14 protein-coding genes are annotated in these 18,855 nt (G+C 66.7%); 9 read left to right on the plus strand and 5 right to left on the minus strand.

The genetic code is table 11. The features are described 5' to 3' along the window. Positions 1-5: 5 nt before the first annotated feature. Complete coding sequence (locus tag FHS98_RS03315) at positions 6-1,481, minus strand: MFS transporter (protein ID WP_167099744.1); 1,476 nt, start codon at positions 1,479-1,481, stop codon at positions 6-8. Beyond that, positions 1,482-2,507, minus strand: a complete 1,026-nt coding sequence (locus FHS98_RS03320; protein WP_167099747.1) for a LacI family DNA-binding transcriptional regulator — start codon at positions 2,505-2,507, stop codon at positions 1,482-1,484. It lies immediately after the preceding gene. Between the two features lie 223 nt (positions 2,508-2,730). Here FHS98_RS03320 and FHS98_RS03325 point away from each other — a divergent pair, with 223 nt between their 5' ends. The 8 genes from FHS98_RS03325 (at position 2,731) to FHS98_RS03360 (ending at position 13,641) form a co-directional block, all read left to right on the plus strand. Beyond that, the gene (locus FHS98_RS03325; RefSeq protein WP_167099750.1) at positions 2,731-5,598 is read left to right on the plus strand and encodes a TonB-dependent receptor; all 2,868 of its coding nucleotides are present in this window, start codon (positions 2,731-2,733) and stop codon (positions 5,596-5,598) included. Between the two features lie 106 nt (positions 5,599-5,704). Continuing rightward, positions 5,705-7,504 carry an alpha-amylase family glycosyl hydrolase gene (locus tag FHS98_RS03330; RefSeq protein ID WP_167099753.1) on the plus strand — a complete coding sequence of 600 codons (1,800 nt, stop codon included), beginning with the start codon at positions 5,705-5,707 and terminating at the stop codon, positions 7,502-7,504. After that, positions 7,504-9,150: an alpha-glucosidase gene (locus tag FHS98_RS03335; protein WP_167100356.1), complete on the plus strand. Its 1,647-nt coding sequence runs from the start codon at positions 7,504-7,506 to the stop codon at positions 9,148-9,150. Before FHS98_RS03330 ends, FHS98_RS03335 begins: the two co-directional genes overlap by 1 nt. Before the next feature lie 29 nt (positions 9,151-9,179). After that, positions 9,180-10,877, plus strand: a complete 1,698-nt coding sequence (locus tag FHS98_RS03340; protein ID WP_167099756.1) for a glycoside hydrolase family 13 protein — start codon at positions 9,180-9,182, stop codon at positions 10,875-10,877. A 134-nt stretch (positions 10,878-11,011) separates the two neighbouring features. Then, positions 11,012-11,476, plus strand: coding sequence for a helix-turn-helix domain-containing protein (locus FHS98_RS03345; protein ID WP_208401919.1), 465 nt, complete (start codon positions 11,012-11,014; stop codon positions 11,474-11,476). Further along, a complete protein-coding gene (locus tag FHS98_RS03350) occupies positions 11,473-11,877 on the plus strand; it encodes a VOC family protein (protein ID WP_167099759.1) in 405 nt (134 codons plus the stop codon). Before FHS98_RS03345 ends, FHS98_RS03350 begins: the two co-directional genes overlap by 4 nt. A gap of 51 nt (positions 11,878-11,928) precedes the next feature. Beyond that, positions 11,929-12,135 carry a hypothetical protein gene (locus tag FHS98_RS03355; protein WP_167099762.1) on the plus strand — a complete coding sequence of 69 codons (207 nt, stop codon included), beginning with the start codon at positions 11,929-11,931 and terminating at the stop codon, positions 12,133-12,135. A gap of 105 nt (positions 12,136-12,240) precedes the next feature. After that, positions 12,241-13,641, plus strand: coding sequence for a sugar porter family MFS transporter (locus tag FHS98_RS03360; protein ID WP_208401920.1), 1,401 nt, complete (start codon positions 12,241-12,243; stop codon positions 13,639-13,641). A gap of 7 nt (positions 13,642-13,648) precedes the next feature. Here FHS98_RS03360 and FHS98_RS03365 read toward each other — a convergent pair whose 3' ends face one another. From FHS98_RS03365 to FHS98_RS03375, 3 genes are read right to left on the minus strand one after another with little or no spacing between them, the layout of a single operon-like run. Beyond that, complete coding sequence (locus FHS98_RS03365) at positions 13,649-14,392, minus strand: dienelactone hydrolase family protein (RefSeq protein ID WP_167099766.1); 744 nt, start codon at positions 14,390-14,392, stop codon at positions 13,649-13,651. 31 nt (positions 14,393-14,423) lie between these two features. Next, entirely contained in the window at positions 14,424-15,716 is a 1,293-nt protein-coding gene (locus FHS98_RS03370; protein ID WP_167099769.1) for an MFS transporter, read from the minus strand. Positions 15,717-15,775: 59 nt separating this feature from the next. Further along, positions 15,776-16,510: a copper homeostasis protein CutC gene (locus tag FHS98_RS03375; protein ID WP_167099772.1), complete on the minus strand. Its 735-nt coding sequence runs from the start codon at positions 16,508-16,510 to the stop codon at positions 15,776-15,778. Positions 16,511-16,708: 198 nt separating this feature from the next. On the opposite strand from FHS98_RS03375, the gene FHS98_RS03380 reads away from it, so the two are divergent. Beyond that, positions 16,709-18,844 carry a hypothetical protein gene (locus FHS98_RS03380; protein WP_167099775.1) on the plus strand — a complete coding sequence of 712 codons (2,136 nt, stop codon included), beginning with the start codon at positions 16,709-16,711 and terminating at the stop codon, positions 18,842-18,844. Positions 18,845-18,855: the final 11 nt, after the last annotated feature.

Genomic DNA, 18,855 nt, shown 5'->3' on the forward strand with positions numbered 1-18,855 from the left:
GCTGCTCAGGCTTTCGCGGTGACCCTCGTCATCGCGAGGGCTGCGGTCACCAGCGCGCCCGCCGCGAAGAACAGCGTCCAGCGCGGATCACCGGGGAAAAGATGAGCGCCGATCGCTCCCATCACGCTCGACACCAGCAACTGGGGCAGCACGACGAAGATGTTGAACAACCCCATATAGACGCCGAGCTTCCGCTGCGGCAGCAGCCCGGCGAGGATCGCGTAGGGCATGGTGAGCAGCGATGCCCACGCGATGCCGACCAGCAGCATCGGCGCCAGCAGCGCGGTGGCGCTGTGGACCTGCGGAATGAGGGCGAAGCCGATCGCACCGGCCAGCAGGCAGAGGATGTGCGTGGCACGCCGCCCGATCCGCTTGGCCAAGAGGGGCAGCAGAAAGGCCATGATGGCGGCCGCGCCATTATAGGTGGCGAACAGCACGCCCACCCAGTCGGCGCCGTCGGCATAGGCTTGACTGGTCGGGTCGCGCGTGCCGAACGCGACCATGGCGACGACGGGGGTGGTGAACACCCAGAGAATGAACAACGCCGACCATGTGCAGAATTGCACCAGCGCAAGCCGGCGCATCCCGTCCGGCATGGTGGCGAGATCGGAGATGATGCGGCCGAGTGCATTGTCCCCGCGTCCGCCGAGGAGCGCGCGGCGGTGGATCATCTGCGCCAGCCCGAAAGCGGCGAGCCCGCCGGCGAGGATGTAGAGCGGCTTGTCGAGCCCGAGCAGGTCCACGCCCACGCCGGTCAGCAGCCCGAGAGCCAGCCAGACCGGGCCGGAACGCGGCGCGACCAGCGGCGTGTCGTCCGGCCCTGCCTCTGCGGCGGTGTCGAAGGAGGCGAGCTCGGCAGGCGAATATTCGCGTGTCGTCAGGATCGTCCACAGCACCGCGATGAGCAACACCGCCGCGCCGATCTGGAAGGCGAGACGGACCGAGGGCGGCACGACGCCGGGCGGCGCGGTGCTGGCGATGCCGAAGCCATGGCTCAGTATCTCAGGCGCCAGCGAGGCCGCGACGGCGCCCGCGCCGATGAAGGCGGTCTGCATCGCATAGCCTGCCGTCCGCTGCTCCGGCGCGAGCATGTCGCCGACGAACGCACGGAACGGCTCCATCGTCACGTTGAGCGAGCCGTCGAGCAGCCATAGCAGCACGGCCGCGACGGCGATGCCGGGCGCCGAGGGCATGGCCAGCAGCGCGAAGGTCGCCAGCAATGCGCCGACGAGGAAATAAGGGCGCCGCCGCCCCAGCCTTCCCCAGGTCCGATCGCTGAAATGGCCGATGAGCGGCTGGACCAGCAGACCCGTCACCGGCGCGGCGATCCAGAGCAGCGGCAGTGCGTCGATCGAGGTGCCGAGCGTCTGGAAGATGCGCGTGACGTTCGCGTTCTGGAGCGCGAAGCCCGTCTGGATCCCGAAGAAGCCGAAGGAAATGTTCCAGAGCCCGCGGAAGCCCTGGCGGGGTTTCTCCGCCACTCAATGCACGCCCGTCGAACGCCGCACGACGAGGCGGGCGGGGAGGGTGGCGCCTTCGACCGTCTCGTCACGAAGCTGGGCGAGCAGCGTATCGACCAGCATCTCGCCGGCACGTCGCGCATCCTGCGCCACGGTGGTGAGTGGAGGATTGGCGAGGCTGGCGGCGGTGATGTCGTCGAAGCCGACCACCGCGACGTCGCCCGGCACCGACAGGCCGGCTTCCGCCAGCGCGTGCATCGCACCGATCGCGATCAGGTCGCTCGCCGCGAACACGGCATCGGGCGGATCGCCGCGCAGCAGGATGCGGCGCATGGCATCCTGCCCCGATTGCTCGGTGGTGATCGCGTCGGCCTGCAAGGTGAGCGGCGGCGGGGCCAGACCGGCGTCGTGGTGAGCAAGGCAGTAGCCGCGATAGCGATCGAGAAATTCGGGATAGCGGCTGTTGGCCTCGCCGAGGAACGCGATGCGCCGCCGTCCGAGCCCGATCAGATGGCACGTCGCCTCCCGTCCGCCCTGCACATTGTCGCAGCCGATGGTGATGCCGGGCTGATCGGGCTGCACCGAACCCCAGCGCACGAAATGCGTGCCCTGCTCGACCAACTGGTCGATCCGCGCGCGATAGGCCTCATAGTCGCCATAGCCGAGCAGGATCAGCCCATCGGCCTTGCGGCTGTCCTCATAGTCGACATGCCAGTTGGCGGACATCTGCTGGAAGGAGATGAGCAGGTCGTAACCTCGTTTGGCGCAGGTGCGCGTGATCGATCCCAGCATCGAGAGGAAGAAGGGATTTATCATGGATTCATCCGAGGTCGGGTCTTCGAACAGCAGCAGGGCCAGCGTCTCGGAATGGCGGCGGCGCAGGTTGGAGGCGTTCTTGTCCACCTTGTAGTTGAGCTGGCGCGCGATCGCCTCGATGCGCTTCCGCGTCGCTTCGCTCACCGTTCCGCTGCCGCTGAGCGCGCGTGAGACGGTCGGCTGCGAGACGCCCGCCAGCTCCGCAATATCGAACGATGTCGCCTTCGCCATGCCGGCCCTTGCCCCTCACCATGCGGGTGTGTCTCGCCCTGCCAACGGGCGGCCCCTTCAGCGCGTTGCATATAGCGTCCGGGGGCGGGAACGTACTGAATACGTATGTGGCCTGCTTAACGGTGCCGCCCGATTGTCGCACAGGACAGCGGACGGCAGGGCTGGTGCCCGCCGCGCAATCAAAAAGAGCGGTCCCGCACGGCCGCCTCCGAGGGGGAGGATCATGATCTATTCCGCACAGCGCTTTTCGGCGCCCGCTTTCGTTCGCCCTGCGCTCACCCGTCTCGGGCTTGGCGTCAGCCTGATCGGTCTTCTGGCCGGCACCGCGCAGGCGCAGCAGATCGCTCTCAACGGCAGCGCGGTCGCGCCGGCCGCCGCCGCGACCGATGGCGCCGATGGGAGTGCCGCCAGCGCCATCACCGTGACCGGCATCCGCGCCTCGCTCGACAGCGCCGCCCGGATCAAGCGTTTGTCGACCACGATCGTCGATTCCGTTTCGTCCGAGGATATCGGCAAGCTGCCGGACGTCTCGATCGCGGACTCGCTGGCCCGTCTCCCCGGCGTTACCGCCCAGCGCCTCGAAGGCCGCGACCAGCGCCTGTCGATCCGCGGCCTTGGCCCGGATTTCGGCACCACCTTGCTCAATGGTCGCGAGCAGGTGACCGTCGGCGACAATCGCGGCGTGGAATATGACCAGTATCCGTCCGAATTCTTCAAGACCGTCAATGTCTACAAGAGCGCTGACGCCGGGCTGATCGCGGCGGGCATTTCCGGCACGGTCGACCTTCGGATGTTGCGTCCGCTCGCGCAGGCGGAGCGGATCGTCTCGATCCAGGCGCGCGGCGAGATGAACGACTACAAGTCGCTCAATCCCGATCAGACGCGGTATGGCTATCGCGTGTCGGGCGCCTATGTCGACAAGTTCGCCGACGACACGTTCGGCGTCGCGCTCGGCATCTCGGCGACATCCGCGCCTTCGCAGGATGAGCGTTACAACGCATGGGGCTACGCCAACGACGCGGCGGGCAATCTCGTGCTCGGAGGCGCCAAGCCCTATGTCCAGTCGAACCTGCTGAACCGCGTCGGCGGCGTCGCCACGCTGGAATGGCAGCCGAGCGACAAGTTCCACTCGACCTTCGACGCGCTCTATTCGCACTTCAAGGAAACGCAGCATCTGCGCGGCATCGAGTTCCCGCTCGCCTATGGCTCGCAGGCGGACGGCTCGCCGCTCCCTTATACCGCGAACACGGTCGTCGACGGGCTCGAGACGTCGACCACCTTCGACAATGTCCACGGCGTGCAGCGCAATGACTATAACCGCCGCACCGCTGACAATATCTCGCTCGGCTGGAACAACGTCTACAGCTTCAACGACACGACCCATTTCGTCGTCGATGCGAGCTGGTCGCACGCCAAGCGAACGGATTTCCTGCTCGAGACCTATACCGGCGCCGGCTATAACAAGACTGGCCCTGGCGACACGGTGACCGTCACGCAGAACAAGGACGGCACCTTCGGTTTCCAGACCGGCCTCGATTATGCCGACGACAGCGTGTTCCAGCTCACCGATCCGCAGGGCTGGGGCTATAACGGCACGCAGACCGTCGTGCAGGCGGGCTTCCTCAACAAGCCGGTGTTCACCGACGATCTGAAGGCGCTGCGTGCCAGCCTCGACGGCGAGTTCGGCGGCGGGCTGCTCCACGGCTGGGAAGTCGGCGTCAACTACAGCCGCCGCGAGAAGGACAGCGCCTACAAGTCCTATTTCCTCTGCCCGAAGGGCGGCGACGGAAGCTGCACCATCACGCCGGCCGCCGGCACGCCGACCTCTGCGCCGGTGCCTGCGGGCGCGCTGACCGGGGATTCGGTGTCACTGGGCTATCTGGGCATCCCGCAGATACTCGCGCTCAACCCGCTGTATCTCTACAACAATGCCTACGACGCTTTTTACGACAATCGCCCCGGCTCGCTGGTGCGCGACAACAAGGTCTATGAGAATGTCTGGACCGGCTATGCCAAGCTGAAGATCGATGGCCGCGTGGCCGACATGCCGCTGCGTGGCTCGATCGGCGCGCAGATCGTCCACACCGGGCAGAGTTCGTCGGGCACGACCTCCAGTTTCACCAACGGCGTCGTCACGATCGATCCGATCCACGAGAAGACCAACTACACCAACTTCCTGCCGAGCCTCGCGCTGGCGCTGGAGGTGAAGCCGGGCGCCTTCGTGAAGGTCGGCGCGTCGCAGACGATGGTGCGCCCGCGCCTCGACCAGGAACGCTCCAACCGCGAACTGGACGTCAACGCGACCAATGCCGGAGCCGGCGGCGGGCCGATCAACAGCCCGTTCAGCTTCCAGGCGGGCAACACCTATCTGAAGCCCTATAAGTCGACCAATCTCGACATCAGCCTGGAGAAATATTTCACCAACTCGGGCTATGTCTCGGTGGCGGGTTATTACAAGCACCTCACCGATTTCGTCGATCCGAACAACAGCGTCGCGTTCGACTTCACCGACTATCTGGGTCAGCTTTCCCCGGCGCAGCAGGCGGCGACGCTGGCGACCGGCGGGCAGATCGGCCTGTCGCACATCCCGGCGAACGCGGGCCATGGCAACCTCAAGGGCTTCGAGGCGACGCTCTCGCTGCCGTTCAAGGACGTGACCCACATCCTCGACGGCTTCGGTTTCTATGGCAGCACGTCGTACAGCAAGAGCCGCATCATCTACGACAGCAACCCGACCCAGCCGATCACGCTGCCGGGCCTGTCCAAATGGGTGGCGAGCGCCGAGCTTTATTTCGAGAAATCCGGCTTCCAGGCGCGGGTGAGCTATCGCTATCGCTCGAAGTTCCTGGGCGAGGTGGCGGGCCTGTCGGCGGCGCCGACCTATCGCGAGGCCAAGGCGGAAGGCATCCTCGACGCGCAGATCGGCTATGACTTCAACTCGGGGCCGCTCAAGGGCCTGTCGATCCTGGCCCAGGCGAAGAACCTCACCGATCGTCCGTTCGTCACCTACCAGAACAACGATCCGCGGCAGGTGATCGACTATCAGCGCTATGGCCGGGATTACTATCTCGGGCTTGCCTACAAGTTCTGACCGGGCGCCCGGCGGCACGGCCTTCGCGAGGCCGGCCGCCGGGGCAGGGCGACCATCACGGGATTTCGACCATGCAGGATGATCCGATCAGCATCGTGGCGGTGGCATGAAGCGCCGCCGGCTCCTCGCGCTCGCGGCGCTGCTGCTGTCGACGGCCCCGCTGGCGGCCGCCGACTATCGCCAGCGCCTGCCCGAAGACGAGACGATCTATTTCCTGCTGCCCGATCGGTTCGACAACGCCGATCCATCCAACGATCGCGGCGGCCTGACGGGAGATCGGCTGCGCACCGGCTTCGATCCGGCCGACAAGGGCTTCTACCATGGCGGTGACCTGAAGGGCGTGCTTCGCCGCCTCGACTATATCCAGGGCCTCGGCGTGACCGCGCTGTGGGTGGCGCCGATCTTCCGCAACAAGGCCGTGCAGGGGCCGGCGGGCCATGAATCGGCCGGCTATCACGGATACTGGATCACCGATTTCACCCATGTCGACCCGCATTTCGGCAGCGATGCCGATTTCAAGGCGCTGGTCGACGCCGCCCATGCGCGCGGGCTGAAGGTCTATATGGACATCGTCGTGAACCACACGGCGGACGTCATCCGGTATCGCGAATGCGCCGAGGGGCAGGCCTGTCCCTATCGCTCGCGCGCCGACTATCCCTATGTGCGGCGCGGCGGCGTGGCGGGGGAGCCGATCAACGCCGGCTTCGCGGGCGACGCCGATCACAGCCTCGCCAACTTCGCGCATCTCACCCGGCCGGACTATGCCTACACCCCTTATGTCCCGGCGGCCGAGGCGCACGAGAAGGTGCCGGACTGGCTCAACGACCCGATCTACTACCACAATCGCGGCGACTCGACCTTCGCGGGCGAAAGCTCGACGATGGGCGACTTCTCCGGCCTTGACGATGTGATGACCGAGAACCCGCGCGTCGTGGCCGGGTTCATCGACATCTATGGCGGCTGGATCGACCGCTTCCATGTCGACGGCTTCCGCATCGACACCGCGCGGCATGTGAACCCGGAATTCTGGCAGGCCTTCGTGCCCGCCATGGAGCGGCGCGCCCGCGCCGCCGGCATCCCGAACTTCCACATCTTCGGCGAGGTGGCTGTGCCCGATGCCGCCACGCTGGCCGAGCATAGCCGCGTCGACAAATTGCCTGCCGTGCTGGACTTCGCCTTCGCCAAGGCCGCGGCCGAGATCGTCGCGGGCAAGGCGGGCACCGATCTGTTCGAGCGGACCTTCGCCGCCGATCCGCTCTACGAGCACGGTTTCGCGACCGCCAACGAACTGCCGACCTTCGTCTCCAACCATGACAACGGCCGCTTCGCCTGGTTCGTGAAGCGGGGCTTCCCGCAGGCCAGCGACGAGGAGGTGATGCGCCGCGTCATCCTTGCGCACGCCATGCTGCTCACCCTGCGCGGGGTTCCGACCATCTATGCCGGCGACGAGCAGGGCTTCGTCGGCACCGGCAACGATCAGGATGCGCGCGAGGACCAGTTCGCCAGCCGCACGCCGCTCTATCTGGATCAGAAGCTGCTCGGCACCGATGCGACCCACGCCACCGCGCGCTTCGACACGGAACACCCGATCTACCGCGCCATCGCCGAGCTTGCCCGCATCCGCGCGGCGACGCCCGCGTTGCGCCGGGGCACGCAGATCGTCCGCGCGGCAGGCGACAGGCCGGGCCTGCTCGCCGTCTCTCGCTTCGATCCCGATACCCATCGCGAGGTGCTGATCGCCTTCAACACCTCCACCGCGCCGATCGAGGCGCAGGTGGAGGTCGACACCGCTTCATCCCGCTTCGTCAGTCTGCATGGCGCTTGCGCACCCGTCGCCTCGGCGCCGGGCAGCGTGCGTGTCACGCTTGCTCCCCTCGACTATGTGATCTGCAACAGAGCCCCATGATGATCGAAACCCAATCGGCCCCCGAGATCACGCAGCCCCTCCGTGCGTACCGGCCTTGGTGGCGCGGCGCCGCCATCTACCAGATCTATCCGCGCAGTTTCGCCGATTCCAACGGAGATGGCGTCGGCGATCTGCCGGGCATCACCGCGCGGCTCGACCATGTCGCATCGCTCGGCGTGGACGCGATCTGGTTGTCGCCCTTCTTCACCTCGCCGATGCGCGATTTCGGCTATGATGTGGCGGATTATTGCGGCGTCGACCCGATCTTCGGAACGCTGGCCGATTTCGACGCGCTGATCGCGCGCGCCCATGCGCTGGGGCTGAAGGTCATCATCGATCAAGTCTATTCGCACACCTCCGATCAGCACGCCTGGTTCCGCGAGAGCCGGCAGGATCGCATCAACGCGCGTGCCGACTGGTATGTCTGGGCCGATCCCAAGCCGGATGGCTCGCCGCCCAACAACTGGGCTTCGGTGTTCGGCGGCCCCGCCTGGTCCTGGGACGCGCGCCGTCGCCAATATTATCTGCACAATTTCCTGACCGAGCAGCCCGATCTCAACGTCCATAACCCGCATGTGCAGCAGGCGCTGATCGACACGGCGCGCTTCTGGCTGGATCGCGGCGTGGACGGCTTTCGCCTCGATGCGCTCAATTTCGCGATGCACGACCCGGAGCTGCGCGACAATCCGCCAGCGCCGGAGAATGGCGGCCCGCGCACGCGTCCGTTCGACTATCAACAGCATCTGTTCAACCAGAGCCACGCCGACATCGCCGGCTTCATCGAGCGGCTTCGCGACGTGCTCGACAGCTATGGCGACCGCTTCACCGTCGCGGAGATCGGCGGCCCCGATCCCGATGACGAGATGAAGGCCTTCACCCGCGGCGACCGGCGGCTGAACAGCGCCTACAGTTTCGACTTCCTCTATGCGCCGCGCCTCACGCCCGCTCTCGTGAAGGCGTCGCTCGATCGCTGGCCGGCGGGTGAGGGGATCGGCTGGCCGAGCTGGGCCTTCTCCAACCATGACGCGCCACGCGCCATCTCACGCTGGGCGGCGCCTGAACAGGCGGCGCGCACGGCGCGCATGGCGATGCTGCTGCTTGTCACGCTGCGCGGCAACATCTTCCTCTATCAGGGCGACGAACTCGGCTTGACGCAGGTGGACGTCCCCTTCGAGGCTCTTCAGGATCCCGAGGCGATCGCCAATTGGCCGCTGACGCTGAGCCGGGACGGCGCGCGGACGCCCATGCCGTGGCAGCACGCATGGCCGCATGGCGGGTTCTCGACCGCGCAGCCCTGGCTGCCGCTGGGCAACGACCATGATGCGCTGGCCGTGGACCGCCAGGAGGCGAGCGCGGATTCCATGCTGGCCCTCACGCGGGAACTTCTCGCCATGCGCAACGCCAGCGACGCGCTGCTGATCGGCGATATGCGGATCATCGAGGCAAGCGAAGCGCTTCTGCTGTTCGAGCGGTCGAACGGGGAAGAGCGGCTTCTTTGCGTCTTCAATCTCGGCGATGTGGTGCTTGATTGGCACCCGCCGGAATCCGGCCCGTGGCGGGTGGTCGCCGAAGTGGGCGGCGCCGCGATCGGTCGCCTGCCGGCGATCTCGGGCATGGTGCTCGGCGTGAAGGAGTGGATGGAATGATGAAGTCTCGCGGGGTTCGTCGGCTCCGGATGGCGACGGCTTGTGCGGCCCTGCTGACGGGCGCGGCGCCGGTGGCGGCAGCGACGCCTTTCGCGATGCCCTCCAATCCCGCGGCGGACCAGCTCGACTGGTGGAAACATGCCGTCGTCTACGAAGTCTATCCGCGCAGCTTCGCGGACAGCAACAATGATGGCATTGGCGACATCGCCGGCATCGATCGCCACATGGATTATATCCAGGCGCTGGGCGTCGACGCGATCTGGATGACGCCGATGTTCCCGAGCCCGCAGGCCGATTTCGGCTATGACGTCGCGGATTATGACGGCGTCGATCCGCAGTTCGGCACGGTTGCCGACGTGGATCACCTGATCGCTGACGGCAAGACGCGCGGCGTGAAGCTGATCCTCGATTTCGTGGTGAACCACACGTCGGATACGCATCCCTGGTTCGTCCAGTCGCGCAGCAGCCGCACCAACCCCTATCGCGATTTCTACATCTGGCGCGACGCGAAGGCGGATGGCAGCCCGCCCAACAACTGGACGTCGATCTTCGGCGGTTCCGCCTGGACGGCCGACGCGAAGACCGGCCAGTCCTATTATCATTACTTCTACCCGCAGCAGCCCGATCTCAACTGGCGCAACCCGAAGGTCGAGCAGGCGATGTTCGATGCGGCTGCGTGGTGGCTGAAGCGCGGCGTGTACGGCTATCGCCTCGATGCGGTGGACGCGATGTTCGAGCGCCCGGATCTCAAGGACAATCCGCTCACCAGCGGCACCGATGCCTTCGGGATGCCCAACCAGAGCCGCCCCAACAACGACAACCAGCCCGAGGTCCATAGCGAGCTTCAGAAGCTGCGCGCCCAGGTGATCGATCGCTATCCGGGCCGCGTGCTGATCGGAGAGACCTGGACGGACAATGCCGCCGATCTCGTCCGCTATTACGGGCCGAAGAACGACGAGCTTCAGCTTCCGATGTTCCTCAACCTGATGACGCTGAAGACGCTGACCGCGCCTGATCTGCGCGCGCGGATTCAGGCGGTCGAGAGCAATCCGGTCGGCGGCTGGCCCTGCTTCGCGCTGTCGAACCACGACAATCGCCGCGTGGCCGGGCGCCTGCCGTTGCCGCCGGGTGCCTCCACGGACGACATGGCCAAGCTCACCGGCGCCCTGCTGCTGACGCTGCGGGGCACGCCCGTCCTCTATTATGGCGAGGAGCTGGGCATGGTGAACAACGATCCCACCCGCGTCGAGGATGTGCAGGACATCATCGGCAAGAAGGGCTGGCCGCTGGAGAAGGGCCGCGACGGCGAGCGCTCGCCGATGCATTGGGACGCGAGCATCAACGCCGGCTTCAACAACGGCGCGAAGCCGTGGCTGCCGGTCGGCCCCGATTATGCGACGCGCAACGTCGCCGCCCAGATGGACGATCCCAATTCGGTGCTGACTCTATACCGTACGCTGATCTCCGCCCGCCGGACCAATCCGGCCCTGTCGGGCGATTATGTGCAGGTCGCGCCGGACGATCCGCAAGTGCTGGCCTTCCAGCGGAGCGGCGGAGGCCATAAGGTGCTCGTGCTGCTCAATTTCGACGACAAGCCGGCCGATGTCGCCCTGGCCGGCGTCGGCGCCGCGAAGATCGGTCATATCATCGCCAGCAATCGCGCCCTTCCGTCTGCGGACGGGGTTCACCTCGATCCTCTGGGCGTGTTCGTGGCCGATATCGAATAGGACACCGACCACGAAGGGCCTTCGTCGCGGACCATTGCGCACGGCGGACGGACTGGGCATCACAGGCCGACGATCCGCCAGCTTGATCGGGAACCGTGACGTCCAAGATCGCCACAGCGTCCGCCGACAGGGACTTGAAGCTGCTCCGCCGCCTCCTGCGCGCCAAGGATCGGATGGATGCCGCCCCGCATGAGGAATGGCCGGTGTCGCGGCTGGCCCGCGTCAGCGGCGCCTCGGAGGCCCATTTCGCGCGATCGTTCCGGGATGCCTTCGGTGTTCCCCCGCATCGCTATCTGCTGACCCGTCGCGTCGAGCGGGCCGCGGCCCTGCTGCGCGATACCGATCTGCCGGTTACGGAAATCGCCTTCCAGACTGGCTGGAACAGTCTCGGAACCTTCGGCCGCACGTTCCGCGACGTGACCGGCGAAAGCCCGGGCGGATGGCGGCGGCGAATGCTGGTCGCGGCACATGATCTGGAGCAGGTGCCGCATTGCTTCGTCAGCGCGGCGCAGCGACCCAACCTCAAAACCGCAGTTTCGGAGAAGCGGCGCCGGGAAACCGACGATAGGACCGGGGCAACCGAAACGGAGGTCTTATGACGCAAGGGGTTCAAGTCGCCGGCCTGTACGTCCACGATCAGGACGAGGCGCTTCAGTTCTATGTCGAGAGGCTCGGGTTCCGCGTCCATACCGACGCGCATAACGGGGATTATCGCTGGCTGACGGTGCAGCATCCCGATCAGCCGGATTTCCAGCTCGGCCTGTTCCGGCCGCAGGCGCCGACTGTCGATGAAGAGACGGCGCGGGGGCTTCTGGAGGCGGTCGCCAAGGGGGCGATGCCGCCGCTCGTGCTGGTCGTCGAGGATTGCCACGCCACCTATGAGGCGATGCGGGCGCGCGGCGTCGAGTTCACGCAGGAACCGATCGCGCGCTACGGCTCGGTCGACGCGAGCTTCCGCGATCCGTCGGGCAACGGCTGGAAGCTGATCCAGGCCCGCTGAGGCTCCCCATGTGCTTCATTCCATCCTGCGTGCTCCTGAAGGGAGGCTGCTATGATCTTGCGAAGCTGGATCCGCCAGAGCCATCGCTGGCTGGGCATCATCCTGACGCTGACTATCCTTGCCAACTTCGTGATGATGCCCTTCGGCCCGCCACCGCCGCCGATCGTCTATGCGCCGCTCGCCCCGCTGGCGCTGCTGCTGGCGAGCGGATTGTATATGTTCTTCCTGCCTTATGTCCGAACGGCTGAGCGTTCGTGATCGGCGTGCGTGCGGACGTCCTTGAGGATCGTCCGCCCGTGCCTTACGCCACGTCTCCAGCAAGCGTTGCGCCCGAGCGTAACGACCAGTGGAGGAAGAGGCGTCATGGGGCAGGCGGCATTTCGATCGGAGGCGGGCGCGGAGCCGTCGCTGCTTCATCCCGGCTTGCTGGCCTGCATCGCCACCGCGGCGCTGGCCGGACTTCTGTTCGGGTTCGACACCGCCGTGATCTCCGGCACGACCCATGCCCTGTCGAAGCAATATGATCTCGATCCCACATGGCTGGGCATCACCGTATCCTCCGCGCTCTGGGGCACGTTGATCGGCGCGCTGTTCGCAGGCGCTCCCGGCGATCGTTTCGGCAGCCGCGATACGCTGCGGGTGCTGGCGCTCTTCTACGTCATCGCCGGTTTCGGCTGCGCCTTCGCCTGGAGCTGGGGCTCGCTCGTTCTGTTCCGCGTCTTCGCCGGCCTCGCCGTCGGAGGCTCCTCGGTGCTGGCGCCGGTCTATATCTCGGAAATCGCGCCGCCGTCGAAGCGAGGGGCGCTGGTCGCGACCTTCCAGTTCAACATCATCCTCGGCATCCTGCTCGCTTATGTCTCCAATGCCATCATCGGCTCGCTCGGCCTCGGTGCGGCGGAATGGCGGTGGAAGTTCGGCGTGGCCGCGGTGCCGGCGCTGATCTTCATGCTTCTCCTCATCCGCATTCCGAACAGCCCACGCTGGCTGGTCGGCAAGGGGAGGATGGATGAGGCCCGCCACTCGCTCGCCCGTATCGGCATGGGGGCCGATCGGGCCGATGCCGCCATCGATGAGTTCCGGCGAGGCCTGGCGACAACGGGAACGGTCGAGAAGCTATCCTGGACCCGGCACCGGAAGCCCATCCTGCTGGCGGTCGCGATCGCGGCCTTCAATCAGCTCTCGGGGATCAACGCGCTTCTCTATTATCTGAACGACATCTTCGCGGTGTCGGGCGGAGCCTTCTCGGCGGATATGCAGGCCGTCATCATCGGCGTGGTCAACGCAGTGTTCACCTGCGTCGGCGTGTTGCTGATCGACAGGCTGGGGCGGACCACGCTTCTCCTGATCGGTTCGGCCGGCATGGCCGTCTGCCTCGCCGTGGCGGGAGCGGCGATGGGTGGCGTGCTGCCGAAGCCGATGGTGTTGTATGCGCTGATCGGGTTCATCACCTTCTTCGCGCCCAGCACCGGGGCGGTGATCTGGGTCTATATCAGCGAGGTCTTCCCGACGCCGGTGCGCGGGCGCGGCAGCGCGGTTGGCGCCTCGACCCATTGGGGGCTGAACGCGATGATCGCGGCGGCTTTCCCCACCGTTGCGGCGATGTCGGTCAGCCTGCCCTTCTATTTCTTCGCGGCGATGATGGTGGTGCAGTTCGTGATCGTGCTGGCCTATTTCCCCGAGACGAAGGGCATCTCGCTTGAAGGGATGGAAGAGCAGCTCGAAGGGGAGCCTGTGCGCCAGCCGGCCACGGCGGCTCTCCCCTGAGGCGCTGTCAGCAAAGGGTGCGGTGGAACAGACGGAGCGTCCAGTCGATGGCCTGGAGGAAGAGCGCCGGATCGTAACGCGGCCCCTCGTCGCGCAGGAAGGCGTGGGCGGCGTTCACCTCATGCCATTCGTAGCGCGCGCCGACTTCCTCCAGCCGTGCCCGGATCGCGAGCCTCCCTTCGAAGGGGACGTGCGGGTCTTGCCGTCCCCAGACGAACATCGTCTCGGCTTTCAGCTCCGCCATGCGCGCAAGGCTGTCGTCGGATTTGCCGGCGCCGAGCGTCCCGGAATGAATATCCGTCGCGTAGAAGCAGGCCGCCGCCGACACGATCGGGTTGAGCGCCGCGCGATAGGCGAGATGCCCGCCGAGGCAGACGCCCATCGTCGCGAGCTTGCCCGTGCAGGCGTCATGTCCGCGCAGGAACTCCAGTCCGATCCGCGCATCCTCGTCATAGGCGGCGACGGGCTTATCGAACTTGAGGAAATTGCCCCGATCCGTCCCGGCCTGATCGTAATGCAGCACCGTCCCGGCCGGCTCATATTCATGATAGACCTCAGGCACGCCGACGACATAGCCTTGCCCCGCGATCATCGCGGCGAGCCGGCGGATCGGATCCGTCACCTGATAGATTTCGGAGAAGAGCAGGACGCCCGGAAAGCGGCCCGGAACGGCCGGCCGGAACAGATGTATCCGCATTGAGCCGCCGCCCGATGTCGGCACGTCCACCGTTTCGTCCGAACGAATAATCATCCTGTTCCCTTTCGAATGCAGGAGCGGGCGGTCAGAGGCCGGGCTGGGCCAATGCCTCCGCGGAGAAGGTGAAGCGGCTCGCCAGCAGCAGCCCGATCAGGCTGAGAACCGCCGCGCCGGCCAGATACACGCCGACGGACGTCAATCCGCCATGCTCGGCGAGGACTTGCGCGATGGCGGGCGTGAGGCCGCCACCGATGATGCCGCCGACGTTGAAGGCGAGCGAGGTGCCCGTATAGCGGACTTGCGGCGGAAACAGACCGGGCAGCCATGCGCCGAGCGGCCCGTACACGAAGCCCATGGTGAGCAGCGCCAGCGCCAGGAACAGGAAAACGCCGCCGATCTGCCCGCTGCCGACGAGGGGCGCCAGCAGCGCGCCGGCCGCGATCGTCCCGAGGCATCCCCAGATCAGGACGCGCCGAGGGTCCAGCAGCCGATCGGACAGCCAGCCGGCGAAGAGGATGCCCGCCGCCATGAACAGGATCGCGCCGAGCTGCGCCTCCAGGAAGGACTGGCGGGGATAGCCGAGCTGGGTGGTGCCGTAGCCGAGCGTGAAGGCGGTCGCGATATAATAGAGCGCGAAGCAGGCGACGACGCCCAGCGTGGCGGCCACCACCGGGCCGAAACGGCTTCGCAGGACTTCCATGATCGGCACGCGGGGAGGGGCCTCCTCCTCGATCGCGGCGGCGAAGGCGGCGGTCTCGGTCAGCTTGAGCCGCACCCACAGGCCGAGGCCGACGAGCAGCGCACTGGCGAGGAAGGGGATGCGCCAGCCCCAGTCGCGGAACTGATCCGGGCTGAGGCCAAGCCCCAGCAACAGGAAGAAGCCATTGGCGGCAAGGAAGCCGACCGGCGCACCGAGCTGCGGCATCATGCCGTATCGCGCCCGCCATCCCGGTGGCGCGTTCTCCACCGCCAGCAACGCGGCGCCGCTCCACTCGCCGCCGAGACCGATGCCCTGCCCGAAGCGCAGCAGGCAGAGCAGGGCGGGCGCGAGCCATCCGACCATCGCATAGGTTGGCAGGAAGGCGATGGCCGCCGTGGAGATGCCCATCAGCAGCAAGGAGGCGACCAGCGTCGACTTGCGGCCGATCCGATCGCCGAAATGGCCGAACAGCGCGCCGCCCAGCGGGCGGGCGAGGAAGGCGAGGCCGAAGCTCGCATAGGACGACAGAAGCTGCGCGGATGCGGAACTGGCCGGAAAGAAGAGCGGCCCGAACACGAGGCTGGTCGCCGTGGCGTAGATATAGAAATCATAGAATTCGACCGACGTGCCGACCAGGCTCGCCAGCAGGATACGGGTCGTCTGCCTTGCCTCTCGCATATTCCTCACTCTTGTATCATCCAGCCGGACCAAGCCCCGTGCGGTGGCTTTGATCCGGGTTATGCCCTCGTTTCCGCCTGTCCGATCGCGGCGGCTATTCCCGCTACGATCCGGCGGTCCGTGATCCGGCGCGGGCCTTGGGCGAAGCCGAAACATATCGTCTTCTCCTCGGGCGGGGCACCGGGCCGGCTGGCGGATCCGTGAATCTCGCGCACACTGGTGGCCGCGACCAGCGCTGCGGCATTGTCGGGACGCACGCCCGCCCCCGCCATGATCGACAGATGCGGCCCCGCAACCTCGACCATGCGGGCCAGCGTCGCGGCGCCTTCGGGCGCGCTTGCCGCCCCTCCCGAACTCAGAATCTTGTCGTAGCCGAGGACACGGGCCTCCTCCACGGCCGCAACCGGGTCGACGGAGAGATCGATCGCCCGGTGCAGCACGATCGTCGCATCGCGAGCCGCGTCCCGGAAGCGGGCCATCGCCTCGCGATCGAGCCGGCCATCGGGCAACAGCGCCCCCACCACCACGCCGGCCGCGCCTCGTGCGAGTGCAAGGCGGATCTCCTCGATCATCACAGGCACGTCGCCGTCTTCCAGCACATATCCGCCGGCACGCAGGCGGATCATCGGGTGGACCGGCAATCCAGAGGCAACCGCCTGCTCGATCAGGGCCGCCGATGGAGTAAGTCCGCCGAGCTCCAGGGCCGAGCAAAGTTCGAGCCGATCGGCGCCGCCGGCGACGGCCTCGCGGATGCCCGCCGGATCATCGACGCAGATTTCGAGAAGAATGCCCATCCGCCGCACCCTAGGGCGCTTTGCGGCGATGCCAAGCGCTACCCTGAATGCCCGGCGCGGGAGCGATATTCCGTTGGGAACCGCTGCCGGGCTGAAGGGTCTGTATCTCGAACCTTTGCTCCCGTTCATTCTGTATCTTGCCGAGCGCTGGCAGGCAGGGGGCGAATCCGAGACCCTTTCCAGTGTATGAGCCCGCCCATGCATCGTCGCCTTCTTCTGTCCGCCTCCCTTCTCGCTGGTCTGCTGGGTAGCCGCGCCGTCGCCGCCGATCCGGCTCCGTTCGATCTGACGGGGCCGACGCTCCGCGTCACCGTCACGCATCAGGGCAAGAGCTTGCCCATCGCGCAGGTGCCGCAGCTTTCCGCGGGCGACAGGCTCGATATCCGGGCCGATCTGCCCAAGGATCAGTCGGCGCATTATCTGCTGATCGCGGCCTTCCTGCGCGGATCGACCAACCCGCCACCGGACAAGTGGTTCTACCAATCCGAAACATGGAAGAAGAACAAGAAGGCGCGGGCCGGCCTTTCGCTCACCGTGCCGGATGGCGCGCAGCAGGTCGTGCTGTTCCTGGCGCCCGAAACCGGCGGCGACTTCTCGACTTTGCGCAATTCCGTGCAGGGCCGGCCGGGCGCCTTCGTGCGAGCGGCGCAGGATCTGGCGCAGGCTTCGCTCGACCATGGCCGGCTCGACACCTATCTCGGCGAGGTCCGCAAGGTTGTGCCCGACGACCCGGAGCGGCTCAAGCGCATCGCGCCGCTGCTCGCGCGGAGCCTTCAGGTGAAGGTGAATGACGACTGCCTGACCAAGATGCCGTCGCTGCAATCCGCCTGCCTGCTCCAGAACCAGGAGACGCTGGTGCTGAGCGACGGGCACAGCAACGCCATCACCGAGGCGGTGGCCGGGCCGGGGGCGGATCTGGCGCTTCAGCTCAGCGCCACGCCGCAGGGCGGGCTCGGCTATTACAGCCCCTATATCGCGGCGATCCGAGATATCATCGGCATCTTCAGTTCGATCCACACGGCGAAATATCAATATATCCCCGCGCTCGCGACGATGGACGGCGATCAGATGCGGCTGGTTCTGAACGCGCCGCCGTCCTTCCACAATCCGAAGTCGGTGCTGGTCGCCCCCCTGCCGGTGGTGGCGCCCGTGCATGTGCCGCCGCTTCAGGTGCCGGAGGTTTCTCCGTCGCTCTGTCTCCAGTCGGCCGAACCGCTGCTGCCGATGAGCGGCGCGCCGCTCATCTATTCGACGCATTATGCCCATGACCTCAGCCTGCGCGTGAAGCTGCCCGATGGTCGTGACATCGATCTGCCGGCGATCCCGGACGTGGAGCAGGGCGGATTGCGTATCATGATGGCGGGCAAGCTCCCGGCGGGGGTCTCCGGTCCGCTGGAAGGGCGCATACATGGCGTGTGGGGTTTCCAGCCGTTCGACGGCCCGACGGTGCGCTTGCAGGCCCTGCAGGCCGGCCAGTGGCGGCCGGGCTCAAGCAGCCCTCCCTCGGCTGGAGGCACGACCACGCTCGTCGGCGGCGCGGCGGCGTGCGTCACCGGCGTGACGCTCCAGATCGGCGGTGCGGCGCCTGTCAGGACGACATGGAAGAAGGAAGGCCCGGATCGGATCAGCATCGCGCTTCCCGCCGGCGACGGAAAGGGCGCGCTGGCGGTGGAGATCGCAGGCCCCGGCGGGGCGTCGCCGGACAAGGTGGTGCTCGCCGCGCCGCGCACGCCGACACGGCTCGCCGCGAGCATGATCGCGCATAATGTGCAACGCGCGGCGGCGAGCGGGCCGGTCGCGATCACGCTCGGCAGCGACAGCGAGATACCCGGCAACGCGACCTTCACCTTCTCGCTGCGAACCGACGGGAATGCCCGGCTGACTGGTCAGGAGAGCATCGAGATCGCCGCCGCGTCGGGCGGGGAGGGGGCGCGGCTCACCGTCTCGAACGGCCTTACCTTCGTCGACGACCATGTTCTGATCGCCACCTTCCAGCCCGGCCGGCTGCTCGGCCCGTCCGCCTTCGGAGCGCTCAGGGCGCGTATCGTGCGCGATGGCGCGGAAAGCGACTGGCTGCCCATCGGCACGCTGGTGCGCCTGCCGACGCTGACCCAGTTGCAATGTGCCGCCGCCCCGGCGGATGGCTGTACGCTCACGGGAAGCGGCCTGTTCCTGATCGACAGCCTGTCCGCGACGCCCGGTTTCGAGCATCCGCAGGCCGTGCCGGCGGGCTACGCCTCCGACACGCTGCCCGTGCCGCGACCGGCGGACAACGGAGCGCTCTATTTCCGCCTCCACGATGCCCCCGATGTCGCCAACAGGATCGGGGGCTGACAGGCCACCGC

Origin of the sequence: Sphingomonas oligoaromativorans, assembly GCF_011762195.1 — a bacterium.
GTDB classification, from domain to species: Bacteria; Pseudomonadota; Alphaproteobacteria; order Sphingomonadales; family Sphingomonadaceae; genus Solisphingomonas; species Solisphingomonas oligoaromativorans.